Source organism: Seonamhaeicola sp. (assembly GCF_028281565.1).
GTDB lineage: Bacteria > Bacteroidota > Bacteroidia > Flavobacteriales > Flavobacteriaceae > Seonamhaeicola.
The window spans coordinates 134274-150427 of record NZ_JANQJQ010000013.1; the positions used below are offsets into that span (position 1 = coordinate 134274).

General features: G+C 36.0%; 15 protein-coding genes. 9 read left to right on the forward strand and 6 right to left on the reverse strand.

The genetic code is table 11. The annotated features are described in order from the left end of the window. Positions 1-131: 131 nt before the first annotated feature. The 9 genes from coaBC (at position 132) to Q0983_RS06050 (ending at position 10084) form a co-directional block, all read left to right on the forward strand. Positions 132-1343 carry a bifunctional phosphopantothenoylcysteine decarboxylase/phosphopantothenate--cysteine ligase CoaBC gene (coaBC, locus tag Q0983_RS06010; protein WP_299550242.1) on the forward strand — a complete coding sequence of 404 codons (1212 nt, stop codon included), beginning with the start codon at positions 132-134 and terminating at the stop codon, positions 1341-1343. After that, positions 1336-2223 (forward strand): DUF4835 family protein, encoded by an 888-nt coding sequence (locus Q0983_RS06015; protein ID WP_299550244.1) that lies wholly within the window; start codon positions 1336-1338, stop codon positions 2221-2223. Before coaBC ends, Q0983_RS06015 begins: the two co-directional genes overlap by 8 nt. A gap of 99 nt (positions 2224-2322) precedes the next feature. Continuing rightward, positions 2323-3975 carry a DNA repair protein RecN gene (gene recN, locus Q0983_RS06020; RefSeq protein WP_299550245.1) on the forward strand — a complete coding sequence of 551 codons (1653 nt, stop codon included), beginning with the start codon at positions 2323-2325 and terminating at the stop codon, positions 3973-3975. Positions 3976-4080: 105 nt separating this feature from the next. Beyond that, positions 4081-4899 carry an SDR family oxidoreductase gene (locus Q0983_RS06025; RefSeq protein ID WP_299550247.1) on the forward strand — a complete coding sequence of 273 codons (819 nt, stop codon included), beginning with the start codon at positions 4081-4083 and terminating at the stop codon, positions 4897-4899. A 279-nt stretch (positions 4900-5178) separates the two neighbouring features. After that, on the forward strand, positions 5179-6186 hold the full coding sequence (locus Q0983_RS06030) for a glycosyltransferase (RefSeq protein ID WP_299550249.1): 1008 nt from the start codon (positions 5179-5181) through the stop codon (positions 6184-6186). Further along, positions 6183-7142, forward strand: a complete 960-nt coding sequence (locus tag Q0983_RS06035) for a YbbR-like domain-containing protein (RefSeq protein ID WP_299550251.1) — start codon at positions 6183-6185, stop codon at positions 7140-7142. The genes Q0983_RS06030 and Q0983_RS06035 overlap by 4 nt, the downstream gene beginning before the upstream one ends. Continuing rightward, positions 7139-7726, forward strand: a complete 588-nt coding sequence (gene coaE / locus Q0983_RS06040) for a dephospho-CoA kinase (RefSeq protein WP_299550253.1) — start codon at positions 7139-7141, stop codon at positions 7724-7726. The genes Q0983_RS06035 and coaE overlap by 4 nt, the downstream gene beginning before the upstream one ends. 76 nt (positions 7727-7802) lie before the next feature. Then, entirely contained in the window at positions 7803-9377 is a 1575-nt protein-coding gene (locus Q0983_RS06045; protein ID WP_299550255.1) for a HAMP domain-containing sensor histidine kinase, read from the forward strand. A 2-nt stretch (positions 9378-9379) separates the two neighbouring features. Beyond that, positions 9380-10084 carry a response regulator transcription factor gene (locus Q0983_RS06050; protein ID WP_299550257.1) on the forward strand — a complete coding sequence of 235 codons (705 nt, stop codon included), beginning with the start codon at positions 9380-9382 and terminating at the stop codon, positions 10082-10084. Positions 10085-10133: 49 nt separating this feature from the next. Here the strand turns inward: Q0983_RS06050 and Q0983_RS06055 are convergent, their stop codons facing one another. The 6 genes from Q0983_RS06055 to Q0983_RS06080 all read right to left on the reverse strand — a co-directional run bounded on the left by Q0983_RS06055 (position 10134) and on the right by Q0983_RS06080 (position 16013). Next, on the reverse strand, positions 10134-10835 hold the full coding sequence (locus tag Q0983_RS06055) for a fatty acid desaturase (RefSeq protein WP_299550259.1): 702 nt from the start codon (positions 10833-10835) through the stop codon (positions 10134-10136). Between the two features lie 150 nt (positions 10836-10985). Beyond that, positions 10986-11495, reverse strand: a complete 510-nt coding sequence (locus tag Q0983_RS06060) for a nuclear transport factor 2 family protein (protein ID WP_299550261.1) — start codon at positions 11493-11495, stop codon at positions 10986-10988. A gap of 348 nt (positions 11496-11843) precedes the next feature. After that, complete coding sequence (locus tag Q0983_RS06065) at positions 11844-12500, reverse strand: dienelactone hydrolase family protein (protein WP_299550263.1); 657 nt, start codon at positions 12498-12500, stop codon at positions 11844-11846. Continuing rightward, positions 12501-12833, reverse strand: a complete 333-nt coding sequence (locus tag Q0983_RS06070) for a hypothetical protein (protein ID WP_299550264.1) — start codon at positions 12831-12833, stop codon at positions 12501-12503. 1 nt (position 12834) lies between these two features. Then, entirely contained in the window at positions 12835-14091 is a 1257-nt protein-coding gene (locus tag Q0983_RS06075; RefSeq protein ID WP_299550266.1) for a dihydroorotase, read from the reverse strand. Next, positions 14088-16013, reverse strand: a complete 1926-nt coding sequence (locus Q0983_RS06080; RefSeq protein ID WP_299550268.1) for a BatA domain-containing protein — start codon at positions 16011-16013, stop codon at positions 14088-14090. Before Q0983_RS06080 ends, Q0983_RS06075 begins: the two co-directional genes overlap by 4 nt. Positions 16014-16154: the final 141 nt, after the last annotated feature.

Here is a 16154-nt window from a genome sequence, read left to right on the forward strand (position 1 = left end):
CTTTTCAGGAGAATTTAGTACATTTATTTTTCTTTTTTAAGGGCGGATTTTCAAGCATAGCAAAAGTTACGATTGTGAATTTTGACTGAGAAAAGAGGAACGAATAAGCAAAACCTTGAAAAGCTATTTTTATGAGTATACTAAGCGGTAAGAATATACTATTAGGCATAAGTGCCGGTATTGCTGCTTATAAAACAGCTTCACTGGTAAGGTTATTTATAAAAGCGGGTGCTGACGTAAAAGTAGTGATGACCCCTGCTTCAAAAGAATTTATCACACCTTTAACCTTATCAACCCTTTCAAAAAACCCGGTGCATTCATCTTTCACCAATGAAGATGATGATAATGCCGTATGGAACAGCCATGTGGATTTAGGCCTTTGGGCAGATTTATTTATTGTGGCACCGGCTACAGCGAATACATTGTCTAAAATGGCAAATGGCGTTTGTGATAATTTATTGCTGGCTACCTATTTATCGGCCAAATGCCCGGTGTATTTTGCGCCTGCTATGGATTTAGATATGTATAAACATCCAACCACTTTACAATCTTTTGAAACGTTGAAGTCGTTCGGAAATATTATGATCCCTGCTACAAGTGGTGAATTGGCAAGTGGGTTGGTTGGCGAAGGCAGGATGGCAGAACCCGAAGATATTGTGGCTTTTATTGAAAACGATATTTTAGAATCCTTACCATTAAAAAATAAAAAGGTTTTAATTACAGCTGGTCCAACCTATGAGGCTATAGATCCGGTGCGATTTATAGGAAACCACTCCAGTGGCAAAATGGGATTTGAAATAGCCAAAGCGGCAGCCAATTTGGGTGCACAGGTTGTTTTGGTTTCGGGCCCCACACATCAAAAGGTATCCCATGGTTTAATAGAAGTAGTGCCCGTTACCAGTGCAGAAGATATGTATACAGAAGTGCATAAACACTTTGGTAGCACCGATGTGGCCATACTGTCGGCTGCAGTGGCAGATTACAGACCAAAAGAAGTTGCTTCTCAGAAAATAAAAAAGAAAGATCCGGCGTTAACTTTAGAGTTAGAAAAAACAAAAGATATTTTAGCCTCTCTGGGTGCTATAAAAAAACATCAATATTTGGTGGGGTTTGCATTAGAAACTAATAACGAATTAGAAAACGCGAAAGACAAATTAAAAAGAAAGAATTTAAATTTAATTGTTTTAAATTCGTTAAATGATACAGGTGCCGGATTTAAAAGTGATACCAATAAGGTTACTTTTATTGAGGCTGATGACAGCGTCACAACATTTCAACTAAAATCTAAGGCTGAGGTAGCTAAAGATCTATTAAATAAAATTACAGAGCAAATACATGCGTAACATTCTTATTCTTTTAACTTTTTTTCTTGCTATTACAGGGTTTTCTCAGGAGTTAAATTGTAATGTAGTAGTTAATGCACAGTTCACAGGAAACGAAAACTTTCCCATTTTTAAGACTTTAGAAAAACAATTAACGGAGTTTGTTAATAATACCAAGTGGACCAACAAAGCGTTTTTGCCTCAGGAACGTATTGACTGTAGTATGGTAATTAACGTTACAAATTACAGTGGAGAAACCTTTCAGGCAAGTTTGCAGGTACAATCGTCACGCCCGGTATATGGGTCTTCTTATGATACACCGGTTTATAATTTCAACGATAAAGATTTTACGTTTAGGTATTTGGAATATCAGAATTTAATATTTAATCCCACACAATTTCAGTCCAACTTAGTGTCGGTTATCGCATTTCATGTATACATGGTTTTAGCTTTAGATGCCGATTCTTTTTCAGCAAACGGTGGTGACCCCTATTTTAAGCAAGCCCAGACCATCACTAATTTCTCCCAACAAGGAAATTTTAGAGGTTGGAAATTAGAAGACGGTTTGCAAAGTAGATTCATGCTTATAGATAATATTATGTCACCTACTTTTAAAGAATACAGGCAGGTTATTAATGCGTATCACAGGCAAGGATTAGATGTGATGAGTGAAAATACTAAAGATGGTAAAGAAAAAATCGCAGCGGCGCTAAAGCAATTTCAGGTTATGAACAGCAGAAGGCCCAATTCCTTTTTACAACGCACTTTTTTTGACGCAAAGGCTGATGAAATTGCACAAATTTTTAGTGATGGCCCCAGTGTAAATATCGCCAGTCTTAAAGAAGTACTTAATAAGGTGGCGCCCATGCATAGTAGTAAGTGGCAAAGAATTAAGTTCTAGAGTTTTCGAAGCGTAGCTTGGTTTCAAATAAACAGTCATTCCTGCGTGTCATGCTGAGTTTGTCAAAGTAAAAGCAGGAATCCAATTTTCAGGAATAATATGTTGACATCCCTTTCCATAAAAAATTACGCCTTAATTGATAATCTCCAGGTAGATTTTAACAATGGATTTTCAATAATTACCGGTGAAACCGGGGCCGGAAAATCAATTTTATTAGGTGGTCTATCATTAGTTCTTGGGAAACGTGCCGATTTAAACAGCTTAAAAGATACCACTCAGAAGTGTATTATTGAAGCGGTTTTTGAGGTGTCCGATTATAAATTGGAAGCGCTTTTTGAATCTGAAGATTTCGATTATGAATCGCAAACTATTATCAGGAGGGAGATTCTTCCATCAGGGAAATCAAGGGCTTTTGTCAATGATTCTCCGGTGAACTTAAATAGTTTACAGCTTTTGGGAGAACGTTTGATCGATATCCATTCGCAACACCAGACGTTGCAGCTTACCAATAATGAATTTCAATTTCAGGTGATTGATGCTTTGGCTAAAAATGACTTATCGTTACAGGCTTATCAATCGGAATTAAAGGTTTATAAAAAACTTCAAAAGGAGTTGAATGAATTGCTGGTGTTTCAGGCCGAAGCTATAAAAGAACACGATTATAATTCGTTTTTGTTAAAGGAATTGACAGAAGCCAATTTGGTTGATGGCGAATTGGAAGCTTTGGAAGAAGAGTATGAAACCCTTAATAATATGGAGGGTATAAAGGAGACATTGTCAGAGGCCTATCAATTGTTGAGTGATGAACAAATAGGAGCCTTATCTACTTTAACCTCATTAAAAAATGCCTTTCAAAAACTATCTGCCATGTCTTCTAAATATGAAGATTTATTTAACCGGGCAAATAGTAGCTTCATTGAAATGGATGATGTTTTTAGTGAAGTTAATACATTGCAGGAAAGTTTGGATGCAGATCCACAAAGACTTGAAGCCGTTGATTCCAAGTTAAAAACACTGCATGATTTAATGCAGAAACATGTTGCCGGTAATATAGCTGAATTAATTGAAGTCAGGGATAAGCTTGAAGAAAAAGTGGCTGTTACTGAGAATTTAGATGAAACCATTGCCAAAAAACAACGGGAGATTGATGTACAAACTGAAAAACTGAACACCTTAGCGGAAACTATTCATAACAATAGGGTAGAAGCTATTCCCGGTTTAAAAGGGCAATTGGAAACTATTTTAGCGGATCTGGGCATGCCCAACGCACAGTTTAATATGGATGTTTCGTTGGGTGATACCTTTCTTTCTAATGGAAAAGATGAGTTGTCATTTTTATTTTCTGCAAACAAAGGCGGTAATTTTAATGAGCTTAAAAAAGCTGCCTCTGGTGGGGAGTTATCCAGAATTATGCTGGCTATAAAGTCCATTCTGTCAAAGTATATTCAACTGCCAACCATTATGTTTGATGAGATTGATACGGGCGTTTCCGGTGAAATTTCGAATAAAATGGGAGATATTATGCTTCAAATGAGTAAGACCATGCAGGTGTTTTCCATAACCCATTTGCCTCAAATTGCAGCCAAAGGGCATTCGCATTTTAAAGTGTTTAAAGAAGACGTTAATGATGTTACGCAAACCAATCTGGTCAAGCTAAATCATGACGAACGCGTGGTTGAAATTGCTCAAATGTTGGGCGGTATAGAAATGTCTTCATCAGCTATTGCACATGCTAAAGAGTTGCTGAATTGAAAAAATTAAAAGATTGGAGTTAAAAGTTTAAAGTTTAGTATTTTTGAACCCGGTTTAAACGAATAAACGAATCAACAAGTAAACAGTAAAAAAACTAACCAAGATATGTCATATAATTTATTAAAAGGAAAAAAGGGAATCATATTCGGAGCATTGGATTCTAATTCAATCGCCTGGAAAACTGCAGAACGTGTTCATGAAGAAGGTGGCGAGTTTGTATTGACCAATGCACCGGTAGCCATGAGAATGGGGCAAATAAATGAACTTGCAGAAAAAACAGGGTCTCAAATCATTCCTGCCGATGCTACTTCGGAAGAAGATCTACAGAATCTGGTTGAAAAATCCATGGAGATCTTAGGCGGTAAAATAGATTTTGTTTTACATTCTATCGGAATGTCAATCAACGTTAGAAAGGGTAAGGCTTATACAGATCAGAATTATTCCTGGACACAAAAAGGAATGGATGTTTCGGCTATGTCTTTCCACAAAGTCATGCAAACACTTTACAAGGCGGATGCTATGAATGAGTGGGGAAGTATTGTGGCTTTAACCTATATGGCGGCGCAACGTGTATTCCCGGATTACAACGATATGGCAGATAACAAAGCCTATTTGGAAAGTATAGCACGTAGTTTTGGCTATTTCTTCGGACGCGATAAAAAAGTGCGTGTCAATACCATTTCACAATCGCCAACGCCTACTACTGCGGGTAGCGGTGTAAAGGGGTTTGACGGTTTTATAGCTTATGCCGAAAAGATGTCACCACTGGGGAACGCAACCGCTTTAGATTGTGCAAATTATACGGTTACTTTGTTTAGTGATCTAACTAAGCGTGTGACGTTACAAAACCTGTATAATGATGGCGGATTTAGCAATATGGGTGTTAGTGACGCCGTTATGAACACCTTTATGGGAGAAGAATAAAGTTTTGAATCGATTTTAATTTAGACCTGACGGGTTTTTAAGACCTGTCAGGTCTTTTGTTAGGATATAGTTACATTTGTTGTAAATTGAAATGTTTTGGGCGTTACCATATGGGTGTCTTCGAGAACCTCAGACACCCTTTGAACCGGGCTTTATGCCATATTTTTTGTTTTGTCATTCCTGCGAAGGCAGGAATCCACATAAAAGGATGAATTTATCCTGAGTGTAGTCGAAGGGCTATCATCCTTAATGCAAAAAGAAACAACTTAAAAGTTATTAATGCAATTACAGTTTTCTTTTATAATACCTGTCTATAATCGCCCTGATGAAACTCAAGAGCTTTTACAGAGTTTTGAGGCGTTAGAGACCAATACGCCTTTTGAAATTGTTATTGTAGAGGATGGCTCGTCAGTGTCTTCAAAAGCGGTGGTTGAACAATTTAAAGAACAGCTCAATATTTCTTATTATTTTAAGGAGAATTCGGGTCCCGGAGATTCGCGAAATTATGGTATGACACATGCCCAGGGAAACTATTTTATCATTTTAGATAGTGATGTTATTCTACCAAAAAACTATTTAACTGAAGTTGAAAAGAGTTTAGCTGAAAACTATGTAGATTGTTTTGGCGGACCGGATGCGGCTCATGAATCGTTTACCAATCTTCAAAAGGCTATTAATTTCTCCATGACGTCATTTATAACTACAGGCGGCATCAGAGGTAGTAAGAGTAGTATAGATAAGTTTCAACCCAGGAGCTTTAATATGGGCATATCAAAAAAAGCATTTGAAGCCTCTAAAGGTTTTGGAAGAATACATCCGGGTGAAGACCCCGACTTGTCAATCAGGCTCTGGAACTTAGGGTTTAAAACCAAATTAATCCCTGAAGCTAAAGTATATCATAAACGCAGAATTTCCTGGTCCAAGTTTTACCAGCAAGTGAATAAATTCGGATTAGTAAGGCCTATTTTAAACAAATGGCATCCTTCGACAAAAAAAATAACCTATTGGTTTCCAAGTTTGTTCATATTAGGTTTTGATATATCAATTTTGTTAGCAATCTTTGGTATTCACTGGTTGCTGTTGTTTTATGTTTTGTACTTTTTAATAGCTTTTTTAGTGGCATTATTTACGACTGGTAATTTAAATGTAGCTTTCATGTCGTTGTTGGCAATCGGTGTTCAATTTATGGGGTATGGTCTCGGGTTTTTAGAGTCTACCTGGGCTGTAGGTGTTTTAAATAAAGACCCCGAAACCCATTTTCCCAAGTTGTTTTTTAAACAAAAATGATAAAAAAAATAAAGTCTAAAATAGCAACATCTATTAAGAATAAGCGGATAAATGTGTTTCTGCTATTCTTGTTTTTTTCGTTTGTAATTTTGATTTTTTCGAAGCTGTCAAAAGATTACACCAACACCATTGCTTTTGAAATTGAGAAGCTCAATGTACCTGAAAACCAGGTTATTTTAAACGATTCCACGGCATTACAAATTACACTCAAAACACATGGTTTCAGATGGCTTAATTATTACTTTGAAAAACCTACGATCACGATCGATTTTGACAAAGATGTCATCAAAAAAGAATCAACTTATGTGTTTAATAAATCAAAAGCATATTTGAATAACACGCAGTTTGACAGTCAGGTTGAGTTATTGAGTATATCACCGGATACCTTAGTTTTCAGGTATGATGTCAACCTGGTAAAAAAAGTTCCGGTTAAATTAAATGCCGATATTAAATTTAGTGCCGGCTACAATACTACCGATCCCATTTTATTGGAACCGGATTCTGTGGTGGTTATCGGACCACATATTTTGGTTTCCGAAATAGAACATTTAGAGACTAAGGAAGTAGCCCTAAGCGATATCAGAACAGATCTGGATGAAGAAGCGCCCTTACAATTACCGGAAAATCGTACCGATTTAAAATTCTCCAATACGGCTGTAAATTTAAAAGCTACGGTAGAGAAGTTCACGGAAGGGACTTTAAAAATCCCGGTTAGAGTTGTCAATATTCCGGATGGTATTAATTTGAAATATTTCCCGAGAGAAGTAAATGTATCTTATTACGTGAGTTTAAATAATTTTAGTTCAGTAAAAAGTAACGATTTTAAAGTGATTTGTGATTATTCAAAAATAAAAGGGAATCAATCGGTTTTGGTACCGGAATTAGTCGAGTCTCCGGGAACGGTTAAGAATGCTAAAATCAATCAGCAACAAATAGAGTTTATAATTACCAAATGATCATAGTAGGGCTTACAGGAGGTATAGGAAGTGGTAAAACTACGGTTGCCAAACAGTTTGAAAGTTTGGGTGTTCCGGTCTATATTGCCGATGAGGAAGCTAAGAAGCTTATGAACCGGTCTAAAGTTATTAAACGAAAACTGATTCAATTGTTTGGAGCACAGGCTTATACTGATGATAAACTCAACAGGCCTTTTATTGCAGATATTATTTTTAATGATAAGTCCTATTTGCAAAAAATGAATGCCATTGTACACCCCCGAGTCGCCAGGCATTTTGAAAAATGGGCCTTAAAACAAGATGCTCCGTATGTTATAAAGGAAGTTGCCATTTTATTCGAGAATGGAGGCTATAAACAATGCGATTTTGTAATTACAGTGACTGCTCCTAAAAAAGTAAGAGTTGAAAGACTTTTAAAACGCGACAATACTACTAAAGAAAAGATTGAAGCTATCATGAAGCATCAATGGCCGGACGATGAAAAAGTAAAGCTATCTGATTTTGTTGTTGAAAATATAGGGCTTCAGGCTACTTTAAATCAGGTTCATAGCATTCACAAAAAACTGCTTAAAAAGTGTGCTTAATTTACAATTTTAACATTTTTGTTAACGTAAGGTTAAAACATAAGTAAGCTAAATGTTAAAATGTTAATTTTGGTTGATGAGCAAAAGAATATTTGTCCTATTGGTACTTTTAATGAGTCTGTCTTTAATAGGGATAATTTTCGTTCAGGCATATTTTATAAACGATTCTGTAAAAAACGAAAAGGAACGTTTTAAATTTAAGGTAAAAAGTGCACTTAGTTATGTGTCTAATACTATTGAAGAAAATGAAGTTGCCGAGTATTATGATAGATATCAAAGTTTGCCAAAAGAAGACAAAACAGATTCTGTAGCGGTTTCTCAATTATTAATTTATCAACAAAATAATAATACAAAGGAGACTTTAATTTATAGAAGTAATGTTCTGGAAGAGAACTATAAATTGTCTTCATCGCTCTTTGACATTGGTTTAGATAGCCTTACTATTCAGAACATTATTGGTAGTTCCTCCAGTGCCGAAGTTTATAGTAATATTGAATTGTCTGAGAAGGACATTAATCAAAGTCCAATTACTAAAATAATTTCGGAAGGTATCGTTGAAGATGCACAGCGGATAAATTTTGAGAAAAGCTTTAAAGCACTTCAAAAGAATACGCCCATCCATAAAAGAATTGCTAAAGGAGAAATTGAAAATTTATTGTCTGAAGCCTTTAGGAGAAGTGAAATAGACATTGACTTTGAATACGCCATTTATAGCAATGATCTGGCCACTAAAGTTCAAAGCGAAAATTTTGAAAATGAGTATAAGTCTACTTTTAAGGTGCCCGTTTTTTATGATGAAAACAGACAAAGCCCTTATAAGCTTTTGGTAAATTTCCCAAACGATAAAAGTTTTATTTTATCGTCTATTATAGGTATGATCCTGCTGTCCATAGTCTTTACATCCATCATAGTTGTGGCGTATTCAAGTGCTTTGTATCAGCTTATAAAACAGCGTCAGATATCTGAAATTAAAACAGATTTCATCAATAATATGACGCATGAATTTAAAACACCTATTGCCACTATTAATCTGGCTTTGGATGCCATTAAAAACCCTGCTATCATTGATGATGAAACCAAAGTAAAGCGGTATCTTTCTATGATAAAGGAAGAAAACAAGCGTATGCATGCGCAGGTAGAGAACGTTTTAAGAATATCTAAACTGGAAAAGAATGAACTTAATATTAGTAAGGATAGAGTTAAGTTACACGACTTAATTGCCGATGCCATTACGCATGTGGAATTGATTGTAGAAGACAGAAAAGGGTATATAAAAACCTTTTTAGAGGCGAACAAATCGTCTGTTTTGGCTAACGAAACGCACTTTACTAATGTCATTGTGAACATGTTGGATAATGCCATCAAGTATTCTCCAAATGCGCCCGAAATTGAAGTTTACACAGAGAATGTTGGGACCAACATTATATTAAAAATAAAAGATCATGGTAGCGGTATGAGTAAAGCGGCTGCCAAACGTGTGTTCGAGAAATTTTACAGGGAACATACGGGTAATATACATAACGTAAAAGGTCACGGATTAGGTTTAGCCTATGTTAAGCGTATTATAGATGACCATCAGGGTTATGTATCTGTAGAAAGTGAAAAAGGAAAAGGAAGTACCTTTATTATAAAGCTTCCCTTAATATCATAAATATGGAAGAACAAAAAAAACGAATCTTATTAGTAGAAGACGACCCTAACTTCGGAACCGTTCTTAAGGACTATTTAATGATGAACGATTATGAGGTAACACACGCAAAAAATGGCATGGAAGGCTTTGAGAAATTTAAAAAGGACGATTTCGATTTATGTATTCTGGATGTCATGATGCCTTATAAGGATGGTTTCACCCTGGCAAAGGAAATACGCGAAAAGAACACCGACGTGCCTATTATATTCTTAACCGCTAAAACCATGAAGGAAGATGTTTTAAAAGGTTATAAAGTAGGTGCTGATGATTACCTGAATAAGCCTTTTGATAGTGAAGTGCTTTTAATGAAGATCAAGGCGATCATTCAACGTAAAGCTACCGAAACTATTTCCGATAGTAAGCAGTTTGAATTTAAAATAGGTAAGTTCGATCTGAATTCAAAACTACGTTTCTTGCGTTTTAATGGCGGAGAGCCCGTAAAACTATCACCCAAGGAAAATGAGTTGTTGCGTTTACTGGCCCTACATGAAAACGACCTCATGCCCCGTGAATTAGCGTTAACAAAGATTTGGCGAGACGACAATTACTTTACTTCCAGAAGTATGGATGTCTATATTGCCAAATTGCGCAAGTATTTAAAACCTGATGAAAAAGTAGAAATATTAAATATTCACGGCGAAGGGTTCAGGTTGGTAATAAACGAGTAAAAGACACAATATTTTTTATTTCCCTGTGGTATTAAAGGCGATAGTGAGATTAATGCTTCGTTTGCCATAGCCGCCACCAGGGTACTCCCGGAGCATCATGGTGTTCATAATGATACCCGAAAAAGTAACAACTCACAAAGGCCCAAAAGTGATTTTTTTTCAGGGATTTGGATTTGTGTTTGTTTGTAAGCTTATGCCCATGTCTATGCGGAATGTAAGTACCAAAATAAAATAATTGGGAAGTAGACAATATGCCGGGTAATATCCAAAATAACAACAAATTTTCCAGGGGAAAAATATAGCGCAATACCTGAAGGGTAATAGTCATTAAAACCAATTGTTTAAGGGTAGTATACTTCCTGATAAAATTCCAGTACCAAATGAATAAATTACCGGATTCATGGTAATCCGGGTCTTTATCAGATGCCACAAATCTGTGATGCTTATGATGCTCAATGATCAGCTTGTCGTAAAAGTTGTAGGCAAATAGAAGCGAAGTAATCCATCCTATTTTTCTATTTAGGCCTTTATGTCTTGATACCGAACCATGCATGGCGTCATGAGCCGTAATAAATAGCCCCGTGTATAAATGTGTCTGTATCGCAATGCCTATATAAACAAGCGGATTCGCATAATTGAAATCCCATTTCAATAAAACGGACAAGCATGCAAACCAAGCCAAAATCAAACACAAACCTATAATGACCCCATAAGGATCCACAGGTTGGTACATGATGTTTTTAGGTTTCATAAACGATAGTAATTTTATTTTGTTTAATTATTATAATAAAAAATTAAACAAAAATACAAAAAACTTCTGTAAGTTGCTGAATTTTTCGTTGAAAGGGTTTGTAGCTTATGCTGCCATCTGATTATTTGCAGTTTTTTCGGGAAAAGGTGCTTAATATTTTACAAAATCATCCATAGCAAATGCGGCTTGGAAGGAGGTTTCGTCTATGGTTTTATTTTCAGAAGAATCATAATCTACCAATATTTTCCATGTGCCATTTTCTTTTACCAGTATCACATGAAATTTGCCGTAATAGTTTTTTTCGTTACCGGTATTGGGGTTTCGGGTAAGTTTATAGATTCCGCGTTCGGAGGCTTTTCCGCCTTTGGCTATACGTTCTAAAAACCTAAAGGCTATGGTTTGCATTATTTGTTTGCCTTTCCATCGTTTTTCATAGCCGGCCATATAGCTAGCTTTATCCCGGACCGTTTTATTATCACCTCCAACGCGTACCAGATCTTCACAATGCAAATCACTGAACAGTTCATAATCTAAAGTTTCAAAAGCTTTGGTGAAATTATTCCAAATCTGCGTGTTGATATCTTGTAGATCGTTTTCGCTTTGCGAAAACAGAGCAAGCGCTAAAAGTGAAATAAATAGGGTTAGAACTGATTTTTTCATCTAATAAATATACGAAAAAGGAGGGTTCAATAATTATGAGATTTCTCGTCTCTCATACTTCGCTCTGTCGAAATGACAGCAGATTCTTTGTTGTTATGAGGATTGGGAAACGAACCAGATAATAAACTCTTTTGAAAGTGTTTTGAGAGTATTTCGAGCCCAGTGCCGGCTAGCTTTTATGACATCACTTGTCATTCCTGCGCAGGCAGGAATCCACAAATCACTGTAAAAATGAAATGGATTAGCTGGAATGACAAGCATGTGTGTCACACTGAGCGCAGTCGAAGTGCAATTAGGAATTAGGAGAATAGATTCCCCTTTTCACGAGAATGACAAAAAAGGGTTGATTTAAATGCGTTCGGTAAGCCAATTCTTAAATTCAAAAAAGTTCTGGGGCGCTACACCATGGCCCACAGGGAATTCCGAATAGCTGTGTTTAATATTCAGGCTTTTTAAAAACGTCGGCGTTTGTCTGGCCCAATCCACCGGGATCACCTGATCTACACTACCATGAGAGCAATAAAAATCTAAATTGGAGTAATCCTTGTTTGCCAAATCTTTGGGCAGAATATCATGATACACATAACCACTCAGGGCCACTATATTTTTAACTTTTTCCGGGTAATTAAAGGCCACACCATAGCTTAAAATGCTACCCTGACTAAACCCAAGGAGCATGACATTATCTTTATCCACCGGGTAATTTTCAACGGCTTCATCAATAAATTGAGCGATTAGGTCCCTAGATGCTTCGGCTTGTTCTTTATCATTCCATTTACCGCGTTCGGCATCAAAATTTATGGCATACCAGGCATTCCCGAACGGTGCCATTGGATAAGGCGCTCTTACCGAAATGATAAAAAGTGCTTCGGGTAATTCGCCGGCAAAAGAGAACAGGTCGTTTTCATCACTGCCATAGCCGTGCATCATGATTAATAACGGTGCATTTTCGGTTAAACTGGAGGGTCTTGTTAAGTGGAATAAAGAGAGCAAGGCATTTGTCATTTAGCGTCCGATATTTGCAAACCATTTTTGAAATAATTCACCCAACAAAGGTACCGTTTGGGCTTTACCGGCAATGGCATTTATTAAACCGTAAATAAACAAGATGCTAAAGAACAGGTAAAAACCGGATGTTATGCTCCAACTATCAAAGCCGCTTACTACAAAGCCTAAAAGGTGGAACATCAACCAAAGCCCTATGGACTGTCTTAAATGAAAACCTGTAAACGGATTCTTTTTATCATTATTTAAAAAATAGGCAATGATAATACCAATAAGCGCTAAATAGCTTACTATAGCCAATCCTTTACCTTCTTTAATATCTTGTTCTGTCATTTTATTGGTTTAATGATACTTTATTGTTTGCAACAATTCCATATACGTTTCCTTTTAAGCCGGCACCTTCAAAAATGGTATTTTTTGACCTGGATTTTATATGGCCTCTTTCAAAGGTGTATTTGCTATCCGGATTAAAAAGTGTGAGGTTCGCTTTATTACCAACTTTTATAGGGCTCTGTTCCAGACCAAAACGTTGCTTTCCTTTAGTAAGCACATCAATGGTTTTCTTTGTTGTGAAGATGGTTTGTAAGGCTCCGAAAGCACTTTCCAAACCTATGGTACCGTAGTTGGCATGGTCAAACTCAACCTTTTTTTCTTCAATATCGATAGGGGAGTGATCACTGGTAACCATATCAATAGTCCCGTCCTTAACCCCTTGAATTAAAGCCTCTATATCGTCCCGGGTTCTTAGCGGCGGCAGTACTTTAAAGTTAGAATCAAAACTTGTCAGGGACGCATCCGTGAAGTATAAATTATGAATGGCCACACTACAGGAGACATCTAATTTTTTCTTTTTGGCTTCCCGGATCAGCGCCACTGATTTAGCCGTTGAGATGGTTGGGATATGTAATTTTCCACCGGTGTATTCCAATAAGAACAGATCACGTGCTACCTGTAATTCCTCGGCTAAAGCCGGAATGCCTTTTAACCCTAACCGGGTGCTTGTTATGTTTTCGTTCATAACACCCAAACCGGAGATCTTATTTTCCTGTGGGAATGAACAAACCAATCCGTCAAAATTAGCCGCATACTGAAGGGCGATCTTCATTAGGTTTGGATTGGCAATGGGCTTCTTATAATCGTAAAACGCTACCGCTCCGGCGGTGCTCATATCGTAAAGTTCGGCAAGGTCTATACCTTTGCTTCCTATAGTTAAAGCACCAATAGGGAGTACCGTTACAGCATTATTAGTTGCTTTGGATGTTATAAAAGTAATGTCTGAATTCGTATCTAAGATCGGATTGGTGTTCGGGTTTAATGCAATGGCCGTAAAACCGGAAGCCGCTGCCGCTTTAAGCCCGTTCTTTATGGTTTCGCGTTCCTCAAAACCGGGTTCTCCAAAACTCACACTACTATCAAACCAACCCTGGGAAATATGGAGGTTTTCCAGCTTTACTTCTTCATACTTATTAGTGTTTTTAATGCTCTTTGCAATTTTTAAAATCTCGCCATTTTCAATTAATACATCTTGAGTTGCATTGTGAAACTCGCTTTTCGGATCTATTATAGTGGCAGATTTTATAAGTATGTTCATTTAAAATATTTTAAGATAAGCATTTCAATGATCAGTAATAGCAGTGCAAAAATAACAAACCATTTCCATAAGGCATTAACTTTTGCATCACTTTTTATAGTATTGAAAACATCAGCTATGGAATTGCTCTTTGATACATTTTCTAAATTTGAAAAGTCCCGGTAAGCTAAATTACTTTCGCTTCTGTTATAATTATAGCTAACATTTTTAATGGTTTCATTTTTGTTTTTAATGTTATAAATGTTAGCAACATCAGGGGTTTCAGAAGTATTAATGATCACTTTATTATTAAAATATTTTTGCCTTGGAATGATGCTAATACCATTATTTACCAGCGATAAAATAGCATCCTGTTGCAATTGGGTCTCTATTTCAAATGCATTGTCGTTACCAATGGTATAATATATTTCCGGTGTTTTAAAACTTTGTTTGGCGACGTTATAAAGGGTTGGAACAATTAATGGTGAATTTTTAAAATTAGAATGATCCTTATTTAAAGCCGAAGTAAAAACGAATACATTTTGATTTTGATACAGGAAAGGTTTACCATCTTCAAAATTTAAGATGGATGAAAAACTATTTGAAACTACCTCATAAAAACTAGTCACTTTCGGGTATTGAAAGTTAGAGACTTGCTTTTCAAAAACCCCTTTTTTGTACAACGGATGTGAATAGTTTATGGTTGTGATACGTTTTTCGGACACAATTTGATCACCAAAATTTGAATTGTAACTTGATAACAACAAGTTGTAAGACGGTATATTAATAGCTGCAGAAGGAATAATTACTACGGATCCACCTTGTGATGTAAAATGTTTTAAAGCCGAAACCAGGGCATTCGGAATGGAAGCTAATTCGTTTAAAACCACCAGGTGTTGTTGATCAATAATATTGTAATTCAAAGCATTATCAGACGTTGAAACCTGGTTAAATTCATCAGTTGTAAAAATACGTTGTAAGAAGGAGTCATCTGCACCATTGACTGTCAGAACATTAATTTTCGAACCATTATTGATGTTGAAAAACAAGCTGTTATCAAACTGTAAACTTACGTCGTCAATAGCGAGTTTCCCATTGACCACTTCATTAGATGGGAATGAGAACGTAGTTTCTGAGACCTTATCAATTTCAATGGATGTTTTTGCAATCAAATTATCACCATTAAACAGTGATACCGGTAAATTATCAATGGGATTGCCACTATTTTTTAAAACGACTTTTAGCTGATGATTTGTAGGTGTGGTTTCAGAAATATAGGCACTGTCAATAGAAACGTTATTAGCATTTATGGGTTCTAATTTTACTAAATGCAGATTGGTAAGCGAATCTAAATCAGGATTGAAATTAGTACCGCTTTGCTGAAAATCTGAAATGAACACCATGTTTTTAAGTGTTCCTTTTTTCTTTCCTAAAAGCGTTTTACTTTTTAAAAAAACTGATTCTAAACCCAATTGATTTGAGGAATATCCAAGTTGAAGCAAATCGTTCTTTATAGCTTTTATAGTGGTGTTTTTATAAGTGCCATTATTGGTTAATACTGATATGTTTTCGTTTTCAGGGACATTGGCTACCAAATCTTGTAAGGCCCGTTTTAGTAACTCGCCTTGACTTCCTTTAGCTTGCATGCTAAAAGAGTTATCAATATATATCACCGTTTCTTTTTCAATGTTAAACGTGTCATTTTTCGAAGTAAACGGTTGTGCAAAGGCTATAATAATAGCGGCTAAAAGTAATAACCTGGTGCAAAGGATCAACCACTTTTTTAGTTGTGAACTTTTACGGGAATTCTGCTTTATTTCTTTTAAAAAAGCAACGTTGGTAAAAGCTTCTTTTTTAAAACGTCTTAATTGAAACAGATGAACAATAATAGGAATAAGCAGTAAGAATAAAGCGTATAGAAGTTCGGGGTGTTTAAACTGCATTCCTTTTTAGGTTTTTCAAATCTACATAATTTTTTCATTTGTAAATATACACAGAGCTATGAAAAAATAATACTGAACTTAGCTTGTTTTAGAAAAATAAAGATATGCGAATGATGTTCTTAGGCAATTAAAGATTATAAT

Excerpts from the sequence above, each read along its gene's own strand:
- coaBC (WP_299550242.1), top strand. The coding sequence starts at position 132 with ATGAGTATACTAAGCGGTAAGAATATACTATTAGGCATAAGTGCCGGT.
- Q0983_RS06015 (WP_299550244.1), top strand. The coding sequence starts at position 1,336 with ATGCGTAACATTCTTATTCTTTTAACTTTTTTTCTTGCTATTACAGGG.
- recN (WP_299550245.1), top strand. The coding sequence starts at position 2,323 with ATGTTGACATCCCTTTCCATAAAAAATTACGCCTTAATTGATAATCTC.
- Q0983_RS06025 (WP_299550247.1), top strand. The coding sequence starts at position 4,081 with ATGTCATATAATTTATTAAAAGGAAAAAAGGGAATCATATTCGGAGCA.
- Q0983_RS06030 (WP_299550249.1), top strand. The coding sequence starts at position 5,179 with ATGCAATTACAGTTTTCTTTTATAATACCTGTCTATAATCGCCCTGAT.
- Q0983_RS06035 (WP_299550251.1), top strand. The coding sequence starts at position 6,183 with ATGATAAAAAAAATAAAGTCTAAAATAGCAACATCTATTAAGAATAAG.
- coaE (WP_299550253.1), top strand. The coding sequence starts at position 7,139 with ATGATCATAGTAGGGCTTACAGGAGGTATAGGAAGTGGTAAAACTACG.
- Q0983_RS06045 (WP_299550255.1), top strand. The coding sequence starts at position 7,803 with ATGAGCAAAAGAATATTTGTCCTATTGGTACTTTTAATGAGTCTGTCT.
- Q0983_RS06050 (WP_299550257.1), top strand. The coding sequence starts at position 9,380 with ATGGAAGAACAAAAAAAACGAATCTTATTAGTAGAAGACGACCCTAAC.
- Q0983_RS06055 (WP_299550259.1), bottom strand. The coding sequence starts at position 10,835 with ATGAAACCTAAAAACATCATGTACCAACCTGTGGATCCTTATGGGGTC.
- Q0983_RS06060 (WP_299550261.1), bottom strand. The coding sequence starts at position 11,495 with ATGAAAAAATCAGTTCTAACCCTATTTATTTCACTTTTAGCGCTTGCT.
- Q0983_RS06065 (WP_299550263.1), bottom strand. The coding sequence starts at position 12,500 with ATGACAAATGCCTTGCTCTCTTTATTCCACTTAACAAGACCCTCCAGT.
- Q0983_RS06070 (WP_299550264.1), bottom strand. The coding sequence starts at position 12,833 with ATGACAGAACAAGATATTAAAGAAGGTAAAGGATTGGCTATAGTAAGC.
- Q0983_RS06075 (WP_299550266.1), bottom strand. The coding sequence starts at position 14,091 with ATGAACATACTTATAAAATCTGCCACTATAATAGATCCGAAAAGCGAG.
- Q0983_RS06080 (WP_299550268.1), bottom strand. The coding sequence starts at position 16,013 with ATGCAGTTTAAACACCCCGAACTTCTATACGCTTTATTCTTACTGCTT.